Annotated in this window: 16 protein-coding genes and 1 tRNA gene; 11 read left to right on the top strand and 6 right to left on the bottom strand. The window is 25.2% G+C overall.

Annotated features, from left to right (window positions below; all coding sequences use genetic code 11):
* Positions 1-23 precede the first annotated feature (23 nt).
* Genes yajC through H0H42_RS01935 form a run of 3 tightly spaced genes read left to right on the top strand, consistent with a single transcriptional unit; the run spans position 24 to position 1100 of the window.
* On the top strand, positions 24-365 hold the full coding sequence (gene yajC / locus H0H42_RS01925) for a preprotein translocase subunit YajC (RefSeq protein ID WP_185868383.1): 342 nt from the start codon (positions 24-26) through the stop codon (positions 363-365).
* Positions 362-1000, top strand: a complete 639-nt coding sequence (coaE, locus tag H0H42_RS01930) for a dephospho-CoA kinase (protein WP_185868384.1) — start codon at positions 362-364, stop codon at positions 998-1000. The genes yajC and coaE overlap by 4 nt, the downstream gene beginning before the upstream one ends.
* Positions 984-1100, top strand: a complete 117-nt coding sequence (locus H0H42_RS01935; protein ID WP_185868385.1) for a 30S ribosomal protein THX — start codon at positions 984-986, stop codon at positions 1098-1100. The genes coaE and H0H42_RS01935 overlap by 17 nt, the downstream gene beginning before the upstream one ends.
* 61 nt (positions 1101-1161) lie before the next feature.
* Here the strand turns inward: H0H42_RS01935 and H0H42_RS01940 are convergent, their stop codons facing one another.
* Positions 1162-1860 carry a zinc metallopeptidase gene (locus H0H42_RS01940; protein WP_185868386.1) on the bottom strand — a complete coding sequence of 233 codons (699 nt, stop codon included), beginning with the start codon at positions 1858-1860 and terminating at the stop codon, positions 1162-1164.
* An 84-nt stretch (positions 1861-1944) separates the two neighbouring features.
* On the opposite strand from H0H42_RS01940, the gene H0H42_RS01945 reads away from it, so the two are divergent.
* Positions 1945-3237 (top strand): NAD(P)/FAD-dependent oxidoreductase, encoded by a 1293-nt coding sequence (locus tag H0H42_RS01945; protein ID WP_185868387.1) that lies wholly within the window; start codon positions 1945-1947, stop codon positions 3235-3237.
* Here the strand turns inward: H0H42_RS01945 and H0H42_RS01950 are convergent.
* Both H0H42_RS01950 and H0H42_RS01955 read right to left on the bottom strand, forming a co-directional pair.
* Positions 3230-4264, bottom strand: a complete 1035-nt coding sequence (locus tag H0H42_RS01950; protein ID WP_185868388.1) for a chorismate-binding protein — start codon at positions 4262-4264, stop codon at positions 3230-3232. The two genes, H0H42_RS01945 and H0H42_RS01950, sit on opposite strands and share 8 nt — an antisense overlap.
* On the bottom strand, positions 4258-4713 hold the full coding sequence (locus tag H0H42_RS01955; RefSeq protein ID WP_185868389.1) for a PaaI family thioesterase: 456 nt from the start codon (positions 4711-4713) through the stop codon (positions 4258-4260). The genes H0H42_RS01950 and H0H42_RS01955 overlap by 7 nt, the downstream gene beginning before the upstream one ends.
* A gap of 55 nt (positions 4714-4768) precedes the next feature.
* Here H0H42_RS01955 and H0H42_RS01960 point away from each other — a divergent pair, with 55 nt between their 5' ends.
* From H0H42_RS01960 to miaA, 6 genes are all read left to right on the top strand, one after another.
* Positions 4769-5329, top strand: coding sequence for an isopentenyl-diphosphate Delta-isomerase (locus tag H0H42_RS01960; RefSeq protein WP_185868390.1), 561 nt, complete (start codon positions 4769-4771; stop codon positions 5327-5329).
* Between the two features lie 120 nt (positions 5330-5449).
* Positions 5450-6580: a glycine cleavage system aminomethyltransferase GcvT gene (gcvT, locus tag H0H42_RS01965; RefSeq protein WP_185868391.1), complete on the top strand. Its 1131-nt coding sequence runs from the start codon at positions 5450-5452 to the stop codon at positions 6578-6580.
* 13 nt (positions 6581-6593) lie between these two features.
* Complete coding sequence (locus tag H0H42_RS01970; RefSeq protein WP_223843678.1) at positions 6594-7943, top strand: MATE family efflux transporter; 1350 nt, start codon at positions 6594-6596, stop codon at positions 7941-7943.
* An 84-nt stretch (positions 7944-8027) separates the two neighbouring features.
* On the top strand, positions 8028-9371 hold the full coding sequence (locus H0H42_RS01975) for a DEAD/DEAH box helicase (protein WP_185868392.1): 1344 nt from the start codon (positions 8028-8030) through the stop codon (positions 9369-9371).
* Between the two features lie 39 nt (positions 9372-9410).
* Positions 9411-10499, top strand: coding sequence for a chorismate synthase (gene aroC, locus H0H42_RS01980; protein ID WP_185868393.1), 1089 nt, complete (start codon positions 9411-9413; stop codon positions 10497-10499).
* 17 nt (positions 10500-10516) lie between these two features.
* A complete protein-coding gene (miaA, locus tag H0H42_RS01985) occupies positions 10517-11443 on the top strand; it encodes a tRNA (adenosine(37)-N6)-dimethylallyltransferase MiaA (protein ID WP_223843705.1) in 927 nt (308 codons plus the stop codon).
* Here the strand turns inward: miaA and H0H42_RS01990 are convergent.
* Together H0H42_RS01990 and H0H42_RS01995 are read right to left on the bottom strand one after the other, a co-directional pair.
* Positions 11403-11478 (bottom strand) — tRNA-Val (locus tag H0H42_RS01990). The genes miaA and H0H42_RS01990 overlap by 41 nt on opposite strands.
* 12 nt (positions 11479-11490) lie before the next feature.
* The gene (locus tag H0H42_RS01995) at positions 11491-12747 is read right to left on the bottom strand and encodes a bifunctional folylpolyglutamate synthase/dihydrofolate synthase (RefSeq protein WP_185868394.1); all 1257 of its coding nucleotides are present in this window, start codon (positions 12745-12747) and stop codon (positions 11491-11493) included.
* A gap of 107 nt (positions 12748-12854) precedes the next feature.
* Here H0H42_RS01995 and glnS point away from each other — a divergent pair, with 107 nt between their 5' ends.
* The gene (gene glnS / locus H0H42_RS02000) at positions 12855-14480 is read left to right on the top strand and encodes a glutamine--tRNA ligase (protein ID WP_185868766.1); all 1626 of its coding nucleotides are present in this window, start codon (positions 12855-12857) and stop codon (positions 14478-14480) included.
* A gap of 6 nt (positions 14481-14486) precedes the next feature.
* On the opposite strand, the gene rpoC is transcribed toward glnS, so the two are convergent.
* Entirely contained in the window at positions 14487-18719 is a 4233-nt protein-coding gene (gene rpoC, locus H0H42_RS02005) for a DNA-directed RNA polymerase subunit beta' (RefSeq protein WP_185868395.1), read from the bottom strand.
* Between the last annotated feature and the right edge of the window lie 14 nt (positions 18720-18733).

The following is an 18733-nucleotide window of genomic DNA, read 5'->3' on the forward strand; positions in this document are numbered from 1 at the left end:
TTTAATTAATAATTAATTACACTATGAATCCTTCAATATTACAACAAAGCACTATTGTGAATACTTTATGGATGTTTGCATTAATTTTCATTATATTTTACTTTTTTATGATAAGACCTCAAATAAAAAAACAAAAAGATGATAAAGAATTTCATCAAAGTTTAAAAAAAGGAAAATATGTTGTAACAAATTCAGGAATACATGGAAAAATTTCAGAAGTAACTAATGATTATTGTATTATAGAATCAATATTAGGACAAATCAAAATTGAGAAAAATACAATATCTAAAGATTTAACAAAACTTCGTTATGAACATTCCAATCATAATAGTTTAGAAAAAAAACAAAAAATTAATAAAAAATGAAATGTGTATTAATAGGAGTAACAGGAAAAATGGGATCTGGGAAAAGTTTATTTTCTTATCACCTAAAAAAAAAAGGAATCCCTGTGTACTCATCAGACGAAAGATGTAGAATACTAATGAATAAAATGAGTCTTATCAAAAAAAAAATAATAAAATTTTTTGGAAAAAATTCTTATACAAAAGAAAAAAAAATAAATAAGTTTTTTTTATCAAAAATTTTGTTCAATAATTATGATGCGTTAAAATTATTATCTTCTATTATTCATCCATGGATAAAAATAGATTTTAAAAAATGGATGATTGCTATTGTCAATTCCAACATTGATAAAAAAAGGTTTTATCTTATTAAGGAATCAGCTTTGTTATTCGAAAGTGGAAGCTATAAGGATTGCGATATGATTATCAATTTATCTTCTCCTTTAAAAAACAAAATCGAAAGAATTATAAAAAGAGATAATTTAAATGAAATAGAAATTATAAATCGTTTAAAAAATCAAATTTCAAATAAAATGAGAGAAAAAGCATCGGATATTTTAGTAAACAATAATTGTTCGAGACAATATTTAGAAGAAAAATCTCATGTTATACATGAAAAAATAATAAAAAAAATAGAAAAATATGGGAAAAGGAGATAAAAAAACTCGAAGAGGTAAAATACGAAACAAAACGTACGGAAAACTTAGACCTAGTCCAAAAAATCAAAAAAATAGAAAAAAAAAGATTTCCAATAAATAATGAATAATAAAAATGCATTATCTATTGTCTTCTTTTTCAATGGAAAAAAATAAAATTTTTATCATTCCTTATCAGAATGACGATTATGAAAAAATGAAATAAAATAGGTAAACTCAATTATACTTCCTAAAGTAGATATAACATAAGTCATTGCCGCCCATGTTAAATACTCTTTAATTTTCATATCTTCTTTGGAATTAGCTATTTTTTTATTTCTAATCCAAAACAAAGCTCTTTTACTAGCATTAAACTCAATAGGTAATGTAATTAATGAAAATAAGATAACAAGAAAAAATAATCCTATTCCTAATTTAAGAATCATTGATTCTCTCCCACTGGAATGATAAAATATCGATAAACCCGATAAAATAGCTAAATTAACAAACCTTGAACTAAAATTTAAAATAGGTACCAAATGATTTCTCATTTTAAGTAATTCATATCCATTTTTATGTTGTATTGCATGTGCAGATTCATGTGATGCAATCGCAAGAGAAGTTAAATCTTTACTATAAAAAACTTTTTGACTTAAGTTTATTGTTTTATCTAAAGGATTATAATGATCAGAAAATTCTTCTTCTGTACATAAAACGTTAACATCGTCAATCGAATAATCATTCAACATTTTTTTAGCAATTTCTTCTCCACTCATATGAGAGCTTGAAATAATTTTAGATCCATTCCTTAATTTATTTTTCAACGTTCTATGAACAAAAAGACTTAATAAAAAAAATATAATAACAGATAAATAATATGACATAAAATCTATTTTTTAATTAAAAATATTAATTTACAATTAAAAATAAAATATACATAAATTAGCTTTTTCATCAAATTTCTTACTATGAATATTCCAAAAAGAAAAAATTTGAAAAGAGTAATTATTATTGGTGCTGGATTCTCTGGATTACAAATAGCAAAAAAATTAAGAAGAGATAAATATCAAGTTATACTTATAGATAAAAATAATTATCATACATTTCAACCTTTACTATATCAAGTAGCAACAGCTGGTTTAGAACCAGATTCAATTGCACATTCCATTAGAAATATAGTAAAAAATACAAAAAATTTCTTTTTTAGATTAGCCAATGTATATTCTATAAACACCTGTAAACGAATGATTTATACAAACATTGGAGAATTAGATTACGATTATCTCGTTATCGCTACGGGATCTATAACAAACTATTTTGGAAATAAAAATATTGAATTTTATTCATTTCCTATGAAATCTATTCCAGAAGCATTAAATCTAAGAAGTCTAATATTACAAAATTTTGAATCCGCATTATTAAAAAAAGATATAAAAGAAAGACAAAGACTGATGAATTTTGTTATTGTTGGAGGTGGCCCTACAGGAGTAGAATTAGCTGGAGCTTTAGCAGAAATGAAAAGATATGTATTGCCTAATGATTATCCCGATTTAGATGTACAACATATGAATATACACTTACTACAAGCATCAAAAAGATTATTAGATGGAATGTCTGAAGAATCTGCAAAACAAGCTTATAAAAACTTAAAAGAATTAGGGGTAACCATTTGGTTAAATTGTTTAGTAAAAGACTATAATGGAAAAGAAGTATTTACAGAAAAAAATAAAAAAATAGATACCGTCAATGTAATATGGGCTGCGGGAGTTAAAGGTGCACTGATTCAAGGATTCTTAAAGGATGATATTAAAAAAAATAGAATTTTGGTTAATCATTACATGCAGACAATCAGATATAAAAATATTTTTGCTATTGGAGATGTTGCATTAATGAATATGAATCCATCTTATCCAAATGGATATCCTATGACTGCTCCTCCAGCAATACAACAAGGAAATTATTTAGTTAATAATTTTAATAATATGAATTTCTTTTTAGACAAAAAGAATATTTCTCCTTTTCTTTTTAAGAATTTAGGATCCATGGCTACAATTGGAAGAAATAAGGCGGTTTGTGATTTTTCTTGTTTTAAATTAAAAGGATTTTTAGCTTGGATTATTTGGATGTTTGTTCATCTTGTAAGTTTAGTAGGATTTAGAAATCGCGCAATTGCTTTAACAAATTGGATTATACAATATTTTCATTATAATAAAAGTGTTCGACTCATTATACGACCTTTTCACAGAAAAAAAATTATATAAAATGCAAATATGATAGTACGTTTATTATTTTTTGTTCTGTTTCTATATATTCTTGATAAACATTACTCTCATAAGTAACTCCGCTTCCAGCATATAATGTTATTTTTTTTTTATAAACCTTCGCACACCTTAGGTTTACATATAATTCCATACTAATATTATCAATGATTCCAATACTTCCCGTATAAAATTCTCTATGAAATGGTTCATTTTTTTTTATAAAATACATAGATTGATTTTTAGGAAATCCACAGATAGAAGGAGTAGGATGTAGAAGATTTAATATTTCATAATAATCTGGCTTTTCTAAAAAATCAAAGGAAATAATAGTTTTTAAATGTTTTATAGATCCAATTTTTAAAGGAATTGTTGGATAAACAAATAATTTACCTTGATAATATTGAAGTAATAAATCAATGATGTATCGAATAACAATTTTATGTTCTCTTAATTCCTTTTTTCCCCATGTATTAGAATCCCATATGGTTCCTGCTAAGGCTATTGTTTTTAATTTTTTTCCTATACATTCCATTAATAACTCTGGAGTATTCCCAATCCATGTGCCATACAATGGATCATACCAAATACTTATTAAAGTATTAGAATAGTTCAGAATTAAATGTTGAAAAGTTTTTTTAAAAAAAAACTTTTCAAACGGAATTTTAACAGTACGAGAAACAACAACTTTATCAAAAAGTTTTTTTTTTATAAAAAAAATTGATTTTTTTATCAATTTAAGATAGTCTGAGGAATTTGGAATTAAATACGAAAAATTTTTTTTTAAAAAATCTTTTTTATTATCCTCTACATTTAGATCCGTATAATAAATTGTTTTATAGAAAATTTTTATTGTTTTTTCATGATAAAAATCTTGTATAAAAAAATATTTTAATCCTTGGGATTGATGCTCATAATAAAAATAAATTTTATTTTCAAAAGGTTTTTTTAAAATCACAAATTTATTTTTATTATGATAGTTTTTTATTATTTTTCGATATAATTGAAATAATTTAATTTTTTTTAACATGAAACATCTTTTTTTATTATGAGATTTGTCATTTTACAAAAACTAATAGGAATTTTTTTTTCATTAAAAATATTAATTCTTAAAAAATGAGTAGTTTTTCCTTTATGTAAAATTTTTGCCATAGCAAATAATATCCCACTTTTCATACTTCGAATATGATTGATTGAATTTTCAATGTTAAAAACATATGATTTATTTTTTTTACTTTTCTCTATATTCAAAATATTCAAAAAAGATAACGAACTTCCTACGCTTTCAGATAAGGTTGAGGTTGCACCTCCATGGAGATATCCAAATGGTTGAGTAATTCTTTTGTTAATCGGCATTTTTGCAACAAGAATATCTAATTTTTCGGATAAAAAAATGAACTTTATTTTCATAATTTCTAAAAAAGTAGATTTTCCCAAATGATTTAATTTTATTAAAAGATTTTGAATTTTTTTATTCATTGTTATGAATACACAAATAACGATCCATAAAATTACATTATAATTTTATTAAAAAATGAATAATAATAAAGAAATATTAAATAAGTTTAATGAAACAAAAGAACATAATCTTATTCCCATTATAGGAAAAAAAAATCAAATTATTGGATTTGAAAGCAAAGAAAAAATTCATAAAAAAGGATTATTTCATAGGGCTGTTTCTGTATTTATTTTCAATAAAAAAAATGATTTAATGATACAAAAAAGATCCCATAAAAAATATCATTCTTCTTTATTATGGACTAATACATGTTGTAGTCATCCTAAAAAATATGAATCTCTTATCAATGCAGCACATCGTTGTTTATTACAAGAAATGGGATTTGATTGTTTTTTAGAACAAAAATTTTTTTTTATTTATCATGAATTATTAAAAAATGGATTAATTGAATATGAATTAGATCATGTATTTATAGGAAACTACAACAAATATCCTATTATAAATAAGGAAGAAGTTGATAATTGGAAGTGGATATCATTAAAAAAATTAATTAAAAGTATTCGAATTTTTCCTCATTTATATACAATATGGTTTAAAATAATTATAAATAACTATATAGATAAACTCATGAATTAATTTTTAATAAAAAAATATAAAGAATTAAAATATTAAAGAATAATAAAAAATTTTTACATTTTTTATAAATCCCTATTCATTGCATAAATTTGTTATAATTCAAAGTAAAAATATTCTGTAATGAGCAATATAAAAAAGGATTTTAAAAAAACCAAATTATATAATAAGCATCTTCAATTAGGAGCAAATATGTGTGTTTTTGCGGGATTTTATATGCCTTTACAATATATTTCTTCTTTAAAAGAACATCTTTTTGTAAGAAAAAATATCGGAATTTTTGATGTAAGTCATATGGGAAAACTATTAATTAAAGGAGAAAAATCGAGAGAATTAATTCAATTTTTGACGACAAATGATATTAATAAAATTAGAATAGGACAAGCACAATATACATGCCTTGTGAATGAACTAGGAGGGATTATGGATGATTTAGTTATTTATAAAATTTCTGATATAGAATTTTTGTTAATAGTAAATGCAATAAACATTGAAAAAAATAAAAATTGGATCAATGAAAATAAGAAAAAATGGAAAAGGATAGATCTAATAGATTTTTCTATAGAATACGCACTTTTATCTATACAAGGTCCTCAATCATACTTTTATATACAAAAACTTACAAATATTTTATTACATCAAATTCCTTTTTATCATTTTTCGATTGGAGAATTATCAGGAGTAAAAAATATTTTAATATCTAATACAGGATATACGGGATCTCAGGGGTTAGAATTATATATTCCAAACAAATATGTAGAAAAAATATGGGATGATATTTTTCATATAGGAAATGGAAAAATTCATCCTTGTGGCATTGCTAGTAGAGATTCTTTAAGATTAGAAATGGGATATCGTCTATATGGAAAGGATATTTCAGAATTTACCACCCCAATAGAAGCAGGATTATCTTGGATAGTTGATTTCAATAAACCATTTATTGCAAAAAATGTTTTAAAAAAACAAATAAAAGAAAAAAAATACAAAAAATTTTTTCCATTTTCTTTGCAAGATAAAAATTCGCATTGCATCCCAAGAGAAGGATCTTTTCTATTAAATCAAAAACATGATAAGATTGGATATGTTACTTCTGGAAATTATTCCCCTATTTTAAATCAAGGAATAGGATTAGGATATATATATAATGATAAAATAAATGAAATTCCTTTCTTAAAAAGAAAAAACAAATTATTTCCTGTTTTAAAAAAACAATTACCATTTATCGAAATATCTTCTTTTTCAAAAAAAATTTGAAACACTTCTTTTTTTGAAAAAATATTTAAAAAATTTTAAGAAAAATACAGAATTAGCTTTACCCATATTTTTTTCTCAATTAGGAGCCCTTTCTGTAAATTTTTTTGACAATTTTATGATTGGATTGTTAGGAAAAAAATCTTTAGCTTCTGTATCACTAGCAACATCAACATTTTTTATTGTAATCATTTTTGGATTAGGAATATCAACAGCAATATCTCCATTAATTACTTATGTAGATGCCAAAAAAGAGTATAAAAAAGGTGCAATAATCCTTTTTCATGGTCTTATTATGAACACGTTTTTATCTATTATCATGTATATTATGGTTTATATATTTTCTTATATTCTTCCATATTTAGGACAACCTAAAGAAGTTTTACATGATTCGATTTCTTTTTTAAGAATTATATCTATTACATTTGTTCCATGGATGATATTCGAAGTCTTTAGAAAATTTTCGGAAGGATTATCTCTCAATTATCCAAGTATTATTGTAGTATGGTCTTCATCTATTCTCAACATAATTCTAAATTATGTTTTAATTAAAGGAAGTTTTGGTTTTCCTAAAATGGGTGTATTAGGAGTTGCGTATTCTACTTTAATATCTCGTATTTTTATGTTATTTGTGATGATTCTTTTATTAAGAAAACAAAAAAAAGTACATAATTATTATTGTAATATTCAATTTTTTTTTAAAAAAAAATATTTTGCGGAAATTTTGCGAATAGGAATTCCTTCCGGATTTCAAATGTTATTCGAATTCAGTACGTTTGCTGTATCTTCTTTTATATCTGGTAGATGTGGATTAAAAATTTTAACTGCACATCAAATTGTTCTTAATTTAGTATCATCATCCTATTTGCTAAGTACAGGATTATCTATTGCCGCTACAGTTAGAATGGGACAACAAGTTGCGTTAAAAAATTATCATAAATTAAAAACAATTGGAACATCAATTTTTTTAATGGGAATTTTTTTTATGTTAATATGCAGTTTCTTTTTTTTGTTCTTTAGAAAAGAAATTCCTCGTATGTACATTAAAAATGATGAGGAGTTATTTTCAATAACAGAAAAAATGATAATAATTTCTAGTATATTTCAGATATTTGATGGATTACAAGGAATACTGATGGGAGCATTGAGAGGGTTACAAGATGTTCAAATTCCTATGTATATTATTTTTTTTTCTTATTGGATTATAGCTATTCCATTAGCTTTTCTTTTATCTAATTATATGGATGGTTCAGGAGTATGGATGGGATTGGGAATAGGAATGACTATATCATCAATTTTATTATTCATAAGATATGATTTTATCATTAATCAAATATGTAAAAAAAATATAAAAAAAAACATTTAAAGATATTAATAAATTTATTATAAAAACTTTTCAATATATTCTGTATGTTACAAATATGAAAACATATTGTTTTTTATTTATCTTATGAAAACATTTAAAGAATACTGTTTTTTTAATGACAACATTATTAAAGCATTAGAATCAATTGGATTTAAGTATCCAACACCTATTCAGGAAAAAGTAATTCCTATATTTTTATCTTCGAACGAAGATATCATTGCTTTAGCTCAAACAGGAACCGGAAAAACCGCTGCGTTTGGATTACCAATGATTCAAAGAATTAATTATCAATTGAATTATATTCAGTCTTTGATTTTATGTCCTACAAGAGAGTTATGTCTGCAAATTACTAATGATTTGTTATTATTTGCAAAATATTCTCCTCTTATCAAAATTTTATCTATATATGGAGGTACTAGTATAGAAAGACAAATTCAATCTTTAAAGAAAAATATTCACATTATTGTAGGAACTCCAGGAAGGATCTATGATCTTATTAGACGCAAGAAATTAAGTTTTTCCAATATAAAAAATTTAATTATTGATGAAGCAGATGAAATGATGAGTATGGGATTTAAAGAAGAATTAGACTGTATCATTAATTTTCTTCCTAAGAAAAAACGTACATTATTATTTTCTGCAACTATGAATAGTTATATCCATCAAATTGCACAAAGTTATTTAACAAATCCTAAAGAAGTTACTGTAGGTAAAAAAAATATCGGATGTAATAATGTAAAACACGTCTATTATACAGTAAATAATTCAAACAAAAAATATTTAGTTTTAAAAAAAATTATGGATATGAACTATGAAATATATGGAATTATATTTTGTAGGACAAAAAAAGAAACTAAAATCATAAATGATTATTTAAATCAAGATGGATACAATACAGAATCTTTACATGGAGATATGACTCAAATACAAAGAGAACGTGTAATGAATAAATTTAGAAAAAAAAAATTACAATTTCTCGTTGCAACAGATGTTGCTTCTAGAGGAATAGATGTAAAAAATATTACACATATTATTAATTATGATATTCCAAGAGAATATGATATTTATATTCATAGAAGTGGTCGTACTGGTAGAGCAGGAAATAAAGGAATATCTATTTGTATTATAAATAATAGAGAAAAAAAGACCGTTAAACTATTTGAAAAAAAAATCAAGAAAAATTTTCATCACGTTACCATTCCTACGGAAATCGAAATATATGAAAAAAAAATTTCACATATTTTACAAAAAATACAACAAACCATTGTTGATGAAAAAAATATGAAAAAGTTTCTTCCTGAAATACAAAAAAAATTAAGCATTTTCGACAAAAATGAAATAATCAAACGATTCTTTTGGATTGAATTAAAACGATTTATGAATCACTATAAACATAATAAGAATGNAAACACGAAAAACAAATATTAGAAAATAATTTTATTTTTTATCTTAATTAAGATTTTTGCTATGGCAGGTAATATTTTTGGAAAATTATTTAGAGTAAGCACGTTTGGAGAAAGTCATGGATTAGCTTTAGGAGGAGTCATTGATGGATGTCCTTCAGGAATAACAATTAACATAGATAAAATTCAATTTGATCTCAACAGAAGAAAACCGGGACAATCATCAATCGTTACTCAACGAAAAGAAAAAGATAGAGTACAGATTCTATCTGGTATATTTGAAAATAAAACTACTGGAACTCCTATTGGATTTCTAATATATAATAAAGATCAAAAATCAAAAGATTATGATCATATAAAACATGCTTATAGACCTTCTCATTCTGATTTTACTTATGAAAAAAAATATGGAATAAGAGATTATAGAGGAGGAGGAAGATCTTCAGCTAGAGAAACTGTTTGTAGAGTTGTAGCAGGATCAATTGCAAAACAATTATTAAAAAATGTAAGCATAATATCTTATGTGTCTAGTGTTGGAAATATTTCTATTGAAAAATCTTATGAAGAATTGGATTTATCTTTAACGTCAATTGAAAGAAGTCCTTTAAGATGTCCTGATTCAAAAACATCCAATAAAATGATTAGCGAAGTGGAAAAAATAAAAAAAAATGGAGATTCTATTGGTGGAATTATCACATGTGTGATAAAAAATCTTCCTGCAGGAATAGGAGAACCAGTATTTGAAAAATTACATGCTGAATTAGGAAAGGCGATGCTTTCTATTAATGCTGTAAAAGGATTTGAATATGGAAGTGGTTTTGATGGTACAAAACTTTTAGGATCACAACATAACGACTTATTTTATTCAAATGGAACTACATCAACAAATTTTTCTGGAGGTATCCAAGGAGGAATATCCAATGGAATGGATATTTATTTTAGAATAGCTTTTAAACCAGTAGCAACAATTATGAAAAAACAACGTACTATTAATAAAAAGGGAGAAACTATATATATAGAAGGAAAAGGTAGACATGATCCATGTGTATTGCCAAGAGCTGTTCCTATTGTAGAATCTATGACTGCACTAGTATTGGTTGATTATTGTATGTATTCCAATTTATCAAAATATTTTCCTCTTTTTAAAGAATGAAAAAAAAACTTCTTGTTATGATTTTAGGCCCAACTTGTGTGGGAAAAACTTATCTATCTATTTTTTTAGCAAAAAGGATTAAAACTGAAATTCTTTCTTTAGATTCTAGGCAATTTTATAGAGAATTAAAAATAGGAACTTCAATGCCAAATGAAAAAGATCTTATTTCCATTCCCCATCATTTTATAGGACACTTAGGCATTAATCAATATTATAATGCTAAATGTTTTGAGAGAGATTTTTTAAAAAAGTCTCATGAATTATTCATGAAATACTCTATTCTTATTTCTGTTGGTGGATCTAGTTTGTATCAAAAAGCAATATCAGAAGGATTATCTGAAATTCCTGAAATTGATTTAAAAGTCCGTAATAATCTAAATAATCAATTAAAAGAAAGAGGGATTGAATTTTTACAGAAAGAATTTAAAAAAATAAAAAAAAAGGAAGATGTTTTAGATATAAAAAACCCTAGGCGTATCATTCGATATTTAGAAATATTTCAGTCAACAGGGTATCATCCATCTTTTTTTTTTAAAAAAAAAAATAAAAAAAGACCATTTTCAATCTTAAAAATTGGAATCACTTTATCTAAAGAAGAAATTTCTGATAGAATCCATAAAAGAGTAGAAACTATGATGGAAAAAGGATTATTACTTGAAGCAAAAAATTATTATCCTTATAGAACATTAAATAGCTTAAAAACTATCGGATATCAAGAATTATTTTCATTTTTAGAAAAAAAAGGAAATAATCTTAAAACATCTATAGAAAATATAAAAATCAATACTATGAAATATGCAAAGAAACAAATGAAATGGTATAAAAATGAAAAGGATATCATTTGGTTCCATCCAAAAGAAAAAGATAAAATTCTTAATTTTATATTAGAAAATATAAAGAAAATGGGCAATACTGGATTTGAACCAGTGACCTCCTGCGTGTAAAACAGATGCTCTAAACCAAACTGAGCTAATTGCCCATGAGAAATAAACTATTCAAATTTATGAAAAAAAAGAACTTCAGATACGACAAAAGTACTTCCGCTAATTAAAATTAAATCATTTTTTTTAGATTTTTTCCTTGCGTATAAAAAAGCATCTTTTACAGTAACATGAAAACTTATTGTTTTTCTATTGAAAAAAAAATTATTAGCTATAATCTTTAAACATTCAATAGGATATTTTCGTTTTATATTAGGCTGACAAAAATAAATATATGATTTATCAGGTAAATACTTAAAAAAATCTTTAACATTTTTTTCTTTTACAAAACCTAAAACTAAATGTAATTGTTTATAGAATTCTTTTTTCAGTTGTTTATTTATCATACAAAATCCTTTTTCGTTGTGAGCAATATCACAAATAATTTTTGGATCCTTCTCTTTAAGAATATGCCAACGACCTCTAAAACTTGTATTTTTTATTACATTTTTAAATCCTTCTTTTATTGATTTATTAGAAATTATAAATCTTTTTTTCTTGTTTATAATATTTATAACATTTATTACCGTATCCCTATTAATAGATTGATAATCTACTTGAAAAGGAATTTTATATTTTATATTTTTTTCATTACTATCTGTAAAATAGATAGGAGAATGTTTTTTAAAAGCTTCTTTTAAAAAAAAATATTTTAATTGTTTTGATTTTATTCGTCCTATAACAACTGGTACCGTATTTTTAATAATTCCTGCTTTTTCATAAGCAATTTGAATTGTTTTTTCTCCAAGAATTTCTGTATGATCTTTACTAACATTCGTAATTACGGATAATTCAGGATGGATAATATTTGTTGAATCTAATCTTCCTCCCAATCCTACCTCAATTATAGCAATATTTATTTTTTTTTCTTTAAAATATTGAAAAGCTAAAGCAGTATTCATTTCAAAAAATGAAATACTTTTTTTTTCTATAAATTGTTTATGTTCTTCAATGAAATGTACTATAAATTTTTTTTCTATTAAAATTCCATTATAAATAATCCTTTCTCTAAAATCTATTAAATGAGGAGAAATAAAAAGTCCTGTATTATATCCCTCTTCTTGAAAAATAGAAGACAACATATGTGCAGTAGATCCTTTTCCATTTGTTCCTCCTATATGAATACTTTTGAAATATTTTTGAGGATTTCCTAAATATGAACAAAAATCTTTTATTCTTTCTAAACCAGGTTTATAAAATTTTATTCCATTATCCTGATCAATCGGAGTATATTCCAATATCCATTGAATAATATTTGAATAATTCAATTTTTAACTGATTAACTATTGTAACATTAATTAAAATTAAATAAAAGTATTTTTTTAAAAAAAATTAATTGTATTATATTACAATAATTGATTAAAATTTTTTTCGTATTACTCATTTTAATTTCATTGAAAAAATTATAGAGAAAGACATCAAAGATGGATTTCCTTTAGAAAAAATAAAATTTCGTTTTCCTCCGGAACCAAATGGATATTTACATATTGGTCACGTTAAAGCAATATGTTTAAATTTCGAATTAGGAAGAAAATATAAAGCTCCAGTTTATTTACGATTTGATGATACCAATCCTACTGTAGAAAATGAAAAATATGTAAAATCAATAAAAAAAGATTTGTTATTTTTAGGATTTCGGTGGAATAAGGAAAGTTATGCTTCTGATTATTTTCAAAATCTTTATGAATGGGCAATAAAATTAATCAAAAAAGGATTTGCATATATTGATACGCAATCAAAATATGATATAAAATTTCAAAGAAAAGATTCTTTTGAATCTGGAATTAATAGTATTAATAGAAAAAGATCTATAAATGAAAACTTAGATCTTTTTGAAAAAATGAAAAATGGATTTTTTCGAGAAGGAACATGTGTTTTGAGAGCTAAAATAGATATGAGTTCTCCAAACATAAATATGAGGGATCCAATAATGTATAGAATTCTTTATAAAACACATCACAAAACCGGATCAAAATGGTGTATTTATCCTACATATGATTGGACACATGGTCAATGTGATTATATTGAACAAATATCACATTCTTTATGTTCATTAGAATTTGAAAATAAAAGACCTTTGTATAATTGGTTTTTAGAGAAAATTAATCTTAATACATCAAAAATAAGACCAAAACAAATAGAATTTTCAAGACTTAATATAAGTAATACTGTAACAAGTAAAAGAAAAATTCAATATTTAATTAAAAAAAATATTATCTATTCTTGGGATGATCCACGTATACTAACAATATGCGGATTAAAAAAAAGAGGATATCCCTCTATTGCTTTAAAAGATTTCATTCATAAAATAGGAATTACAAAAAGAAATAGTATGATTGATATCTCTTTATTGGAATATTGGGGAAGAAAACATTTAAACAAAATTTCTACAAGAGTAATGGTAGTATTAAACCCTGTTAAAATCATTATTGATAATTATTGTTCAAATAAAATAGAATGGATCAAATTAAAAAATAATCCTGAGGATAAACATTCAGGAATACGAAATGTTCCATTTTCTAAAAATATATATATTGAAGAATCAGATTTTTTAGAAGAAAAAAAAGACAATTTTTTTCGTTTATTTATTGGGAATAAGGTAAGATTAAAAGGATCTTATGTTATTGAAGCAAAATATGTTGTAAAAAATGAAAAAGGAAAAATTAAAGAAATCCACTGTAATTATTTTTCAAAAACAGAATCTATAAAAAAAATTAGAAGTACTTTACATTGGGTTTCGATTCCTCATATTTTTCCTATAAAAATAAATATATATAAAACATTATTTTTGAAAAAAAAAAATAATAAACTACTCGATGAGTATGAAATCAATCCAAATTCCAAAAAAACTATTATAGGATATGCAGAACCATTTTTAAAAAAAGTTAAAAAAGGAGATTATTTACAATTTCAACGAATCGGATATTTCTGTGTAGAAGAAGTACATAATGGAAAAATCATTTTAAATAAAACATTATCTATCAAAAATAAATGGGAATAAAAAATTTTATTCTAAAAGATCTACATGAATATTTTCATACTCTTTTATTCCTGTTCCTGCAGGAATTTTATGACCGACAATAACGTTTTCTTTTAATCCATGCAATGCATCAGTTTTTCCACTTATTGCCGCTTCACTCAATACCTTAGTAGTTTCTTGAAAAGAAGCTGCAGATATAAATGATTTTGTTTGAAGAGCAGATCTCGTAATTCCTTGCAATATCGGTCTACCTGTAGCAGGGATAGCATTCCTTACTTTCATTAAAATCTTATGATTATATTTTAATATAGTATTTTCATTAATAAAATCTCTATTACTAATCAGATCTCCATTATTAAAATTAGAATCTCCAGAATGTTCTACTATTTTCATATTAGATACTCGATCATTTTCTTCCATAAAATCATCTTTATATTCAATATTTCCTTCCAAAAACTTTGTATCGCCAACATCTATTACTTCTACTTTTCTCATCATTTGTAAGACAATCACTTCAAAATGTTTATCATTAATCTTTACACCTTGTAAACGGTATACTTCTTGTATTTCTTGAATAAGATATTCTTGTACAGCTCTAGGACCTCTGATATTAAGAATATCATTAGGTGTAATTGCTCCATCTGATAAAGGCATTCCAGCTTTTACATAATCATTTTCTTGAACCAAGATTTGACTAGATAATTTAACTAGATATTTTCTAATTTCTCCTGTTCTAGATTCTACAATTATCTCTCTATTCCCTCTTTTTATTTTTCCATGGCTTACAATACCATCCATTTCAGAAACAACAGCAGGATTTGATGGATTGCGTGCTTCGAATAATTCAGATAATCTAGGTAATCCACCAGTAATATCTCCAGATTTAGCTGATTTTCTAGGAATTTTTACTAGTGTTTGACCCTTTTCTATTTTATCTCCATCTTCCACTATTAAATGTGCACCTACAGGTAGGTTATATGTTTTTAAAACTTCTTGAGAATCATCAATAATTTGTAATGTAGGAATTAAATTTTTATTTCTTACTTCTGTAATTACCTTTTCTTGAAAACCTGTTTGTTCGTCTGTTTCAACCTGAAATGTTGTTCCTTTTTCTATATGTTTATAAGAAACATATCCATCAAATTCAGAAATAATAATTGCATTATATAAATCCCATTTACAAATAATGGTATCTTTTTTTAATTTTGTTCCATCCTTTACATATAAAGAAGATCCATAGGGAATATTATTAATCATTAAAATAGAAGATTTATCTTCATTCAATAATTTCATTTCTGCAGTTCTTGATACAACTATTCCAATTTTTTTATCGTCTTTTTTTGTCTCTACAAATTTCAAATCATCAAATACTATCCATCCATCATATTTTGCTTTTATTTGTGATGATTCAGCAATATTTCCTGCTGTTCCACCAACATGAAATGTACGTAAAGTTAACTGTGTTCCTGGTTCTCCTATAGATTGTGCGGCAATAACACCTACTGCTTCTCCTTTATGAGCCATTTCTCCTGTAGATAAATTTCTTCCATAACACTTAGAACAAATTCCCATTTTTGCTTCACATGTAAGAGGAGAACGTACCATAACCATTTCAATATTACATGATTCAATAGTTTTTGCAATTTCTTCATCTATCATTTCACCAGAAGAAATAATTAAATTATTCGTTTCCGTATGATAAATATCATATAAAGATGTTCGTCCTAAAATTCTGTTAAACAATGTTTCAATGACTTCTTCATTTTTTTTTAATGCGACCATTTCTAATCCTCTCAAGGTATTACAGTCTTCCATTTTAATAATTACATCTTGTGCTGCGTCGACTAATCTCCTTGTAAGATATCCAGCATCTGCTGTTTTTAGAGCAGTATCAGCTAACCCTTTTCTTGCTCCATGAGTAGAAATAAAATACTCTAAAATAGATAGACCTTCTCTAAAATTAGATAAAATAGGATTCTCAATTATCTCACCTCCAGAAGCACCTGTTTTTTGAGGTTTTGCCATTAAACCACGCATTCCTGAAAGTTGTCGAATTTGTTCCTTTGAACCTCTTGCTCCAGAATCTAACATCATATAAACAGGATTAAACCCTTTTCGATCTTCAGACATATGTTTCATTACTTGTTCCGTTAACATAGTATTTGCATTAGTCCATATATCAATCACTTGATTATAACGTTCATTATTCGTGATCAATCCCATATTATAATGATTTTTTACATTATCAACTTTATTTATGGCATCTTCAACCATTTCTTTTTTATTATTAGGTGTTATAATATCTCCTAATCCAAACGAAAGACCACCTTTAAAAGCATTATAAAAACCTAATTCTTTGATATCATCTAAAAAATTTGAAGTAGTAGGAACATCGGTTAAATACAATATTTTTCCTATAATTTCTCTTAAAGATTTTTTAGTAAGTGATTCATTGATATATCCTACTTTTTTAGGAACTACTTGATTAAATAAAACTCTTCCAACTGTAGTTTCTATAATTTTTTTATACAAGGTTTTATTTTTACGTATGTTTACTTTTACCTTGATTAAGGCATGTAAATCTACTATTTTTTGATTATATGCTATTTCTACTTCTTCAGGAGAATAAAAAATTTTACCTTCTCCTTTTATTTTTTTATTATCATCAGATAAAAGTGGTTTTGTCATGTAATATAAACCTAGTACCATATCTTGAGAAGGGACTGTTATAGGTGATCCATTTGCAGGATTTAAAATGTTTTGAGATGCTAACATTAATAATTGTGCTTCTAATATAGAAGCATAAGATAATGGTAAATGAACGGCCATTTGATCTCCATCAAAATCTGCATTGAATGCAGCACAAACTAGAGGATGTAATTGAATTGCTTTTCCTTCTATCATTTTAGGTTGAAAAGCTTGAATTCCGAGTCTATGTAAAGTAGGTGCTCGATTTAATAAAACAGGATGCCCCTTTAAAACATTTTCCAAAATATCCCATATAACAGGATTTCTTTTATCGATAATTTTTTTAGCTGATTTTACCGTTTTAACTATACCTCTTTCAATTAATTTCCTTATTACAAAAGGTTTATATAATTCTGCAGCCATTTCTTTAGGTAAACCACATTCATGTAGTTTTAAATGAGGACCTACTACAATAACAGATCTTGCAGAATAATCAACTCTCTTACCAAGTAGATTCTGTCTAAAACGTCCTTGTTTTCCTTTTAAAGAATCTGATAACGATTTTAATGGTCTATTTGCCTCTGATTTTACTGCAGATACTTTCCTTGAATTATCAAATAAAGAATCTACAGATTCTTGTAACATTCTTTTTTCATTTCGAAGAATAACTTCTGGAGCTTTAATTTCTATAAGCCTTTTTAAACGATTATTTCTTATCAGAACTCTTCGATATAAATCAGTCATGTCCGAAGCTGCATACCTTCCCCCATCTAAAGGAACTAAAGGCCTTAGTTCTGGAGGAATGACTGATAAGACATGAACAATCATCCAAGATGGATCTCCACCATTTTTTTTTCCCTCTCTAAAAGATTCCACGATTTGTAATCGTTTTAATGCCTCTATTCTTCTTTGTTTAGACGTTTCATTTTTCGATTGATCTCTTAATTCAAAAGATAATTTATCCAAATCAATACGATTTAATAAATCTTTAATACATTCCCCTCCCATCTTAGCAATGAATTTATTAGGATCATTATCTTCTAAATCTTGATTATTGTTCGGCAATCTATCTAAAAAATATAAATACTCTTCTTCTGTTAAAAAATCTCCTTTTTTTAAAAAACTTCCATCTGAACGTTTTGCAAGACCTCCTTGAATAACAACATATCTTTCATAATAAATAATCATTTCAAGTTTTTTTGATGGAAATCCTAATAAATATCCTATTTTATTAGGAGAAGAACGAAAACACCAAATATGTACTACAGGAACAACAAGACTAATATGTCCCATACGTTCCCTTCTTACTTTTTTTTCAGTAACTTCTACCCCACATCTATCACATACAATTCCTTTATAACGAATTCTTTTATATTTACCACAAGCACATTCATAATCTTTTACTGGTCCAAAAATACGCTCACAAAATAATCCATCACGTTCTGGTTTGTGAGTACGATAATTTATTGTTTCTGGCTTTAATACTTCTCCATGAGATTGTTTTAAAATGACTTCTGGAGATGCTAATCTAATAGTAATTTTATTAAATTTGGTAGTTTTTTTTCTATTCATTTTTTACAAAAAAT

Origin of the sequence: Blattabacterium cuenoti, assembly GCF_014252275.1 — a bacterium.
Lineage (GTDB): Bacteria > Bacteroidota > Bacteroidia > Flavobacteriales > Blattabacteriaceae > Blattabacterium > Blattabacterium cuenoti_O.

Excerpts from the sequence above, each read along its gene's own strand:
- coaE (WP_185868384.1), top strand. The coding sequence starts at position 362 with ATGAAATGTGTATTAATAGGAGTAACAGGAAAAATGGGATCTGGGAAA.
- H0H42_RS01960 (WP_185868390.1), top strand. The coding sequence starts at position 4,769 with ATGAATAATAATAAAGAAATATTAAATAAGTTTAATGAAACAAAAGAA.
- rpoC (WP_185868395.1), bottom strand. The coding sequence starts at position 18,719 with ATGAATAGAAAAAAAACTACCAAATTTAATAAAATTACTATTAGATTA.
- miaA (WP_223843705.1), top strand. The coding sequence starts at position 10,517 with ATGATTTTAGGCCCAACTTGTGTGGGAAAAACTTATCTATCTATTTTT.
- H0H42_RS01940 (WP_185868386.1), bottom strand. The coding sequence starts at position 1,860 with ATGTCATATTATTTATCTGTTATTATATTTTTTTTATTAAGTCTTTTT.
- gcvT (WP_185868391.1), top strand. The coding sequence starts at position 5,450 with ATGAGCAATATAAAAAAGGATTTTAAAAAAACCAAATTATATAATAAG.
- H0H42_RS01955 (WP_185868389.1), bottom strand. The coding sequence starts at position 4,713 with ATGAATAAAAAAATTCAAAATCTTTTAATAAAATTAAATCATTTGGGA.
- yajC (WP_185868383.1), top strand. The coding sequence starts at position 24 with ATGAATCCTTCAATATTACAACAAAGCACTATTGTGAATACTTTATGG.
- H0H42_RS01945 (WP_185868387.1), top strand. The coding sequence starts at position 1,945 with ATGAATATTCCAAAAAGAAAAAATTTGAAAAGAGTAATTATTATTGGT.
- H0H42_RS01950 (WP_185868388.1), bottom strand. The coding sequence starts at position 4,264 with ATGTTAAAAAAAATTAAATTATTTCAATTATATCGAAAAATAATAAAA.
- H0H42_RS01935 (WP_185868385.1), top strand. The coding sequence starts at position 984 with ATGGGAAAAGGAGATAAAAAAACTCGAAGAGGTAAAATACGAAACAAA.
- aroC (WP_185868393.1), top strand. The coding sequence starts at position 9,411 with ATGGCAGGTAATATTTTTGGAAAATTATTTAGAGTAAGCACGTTTGGA.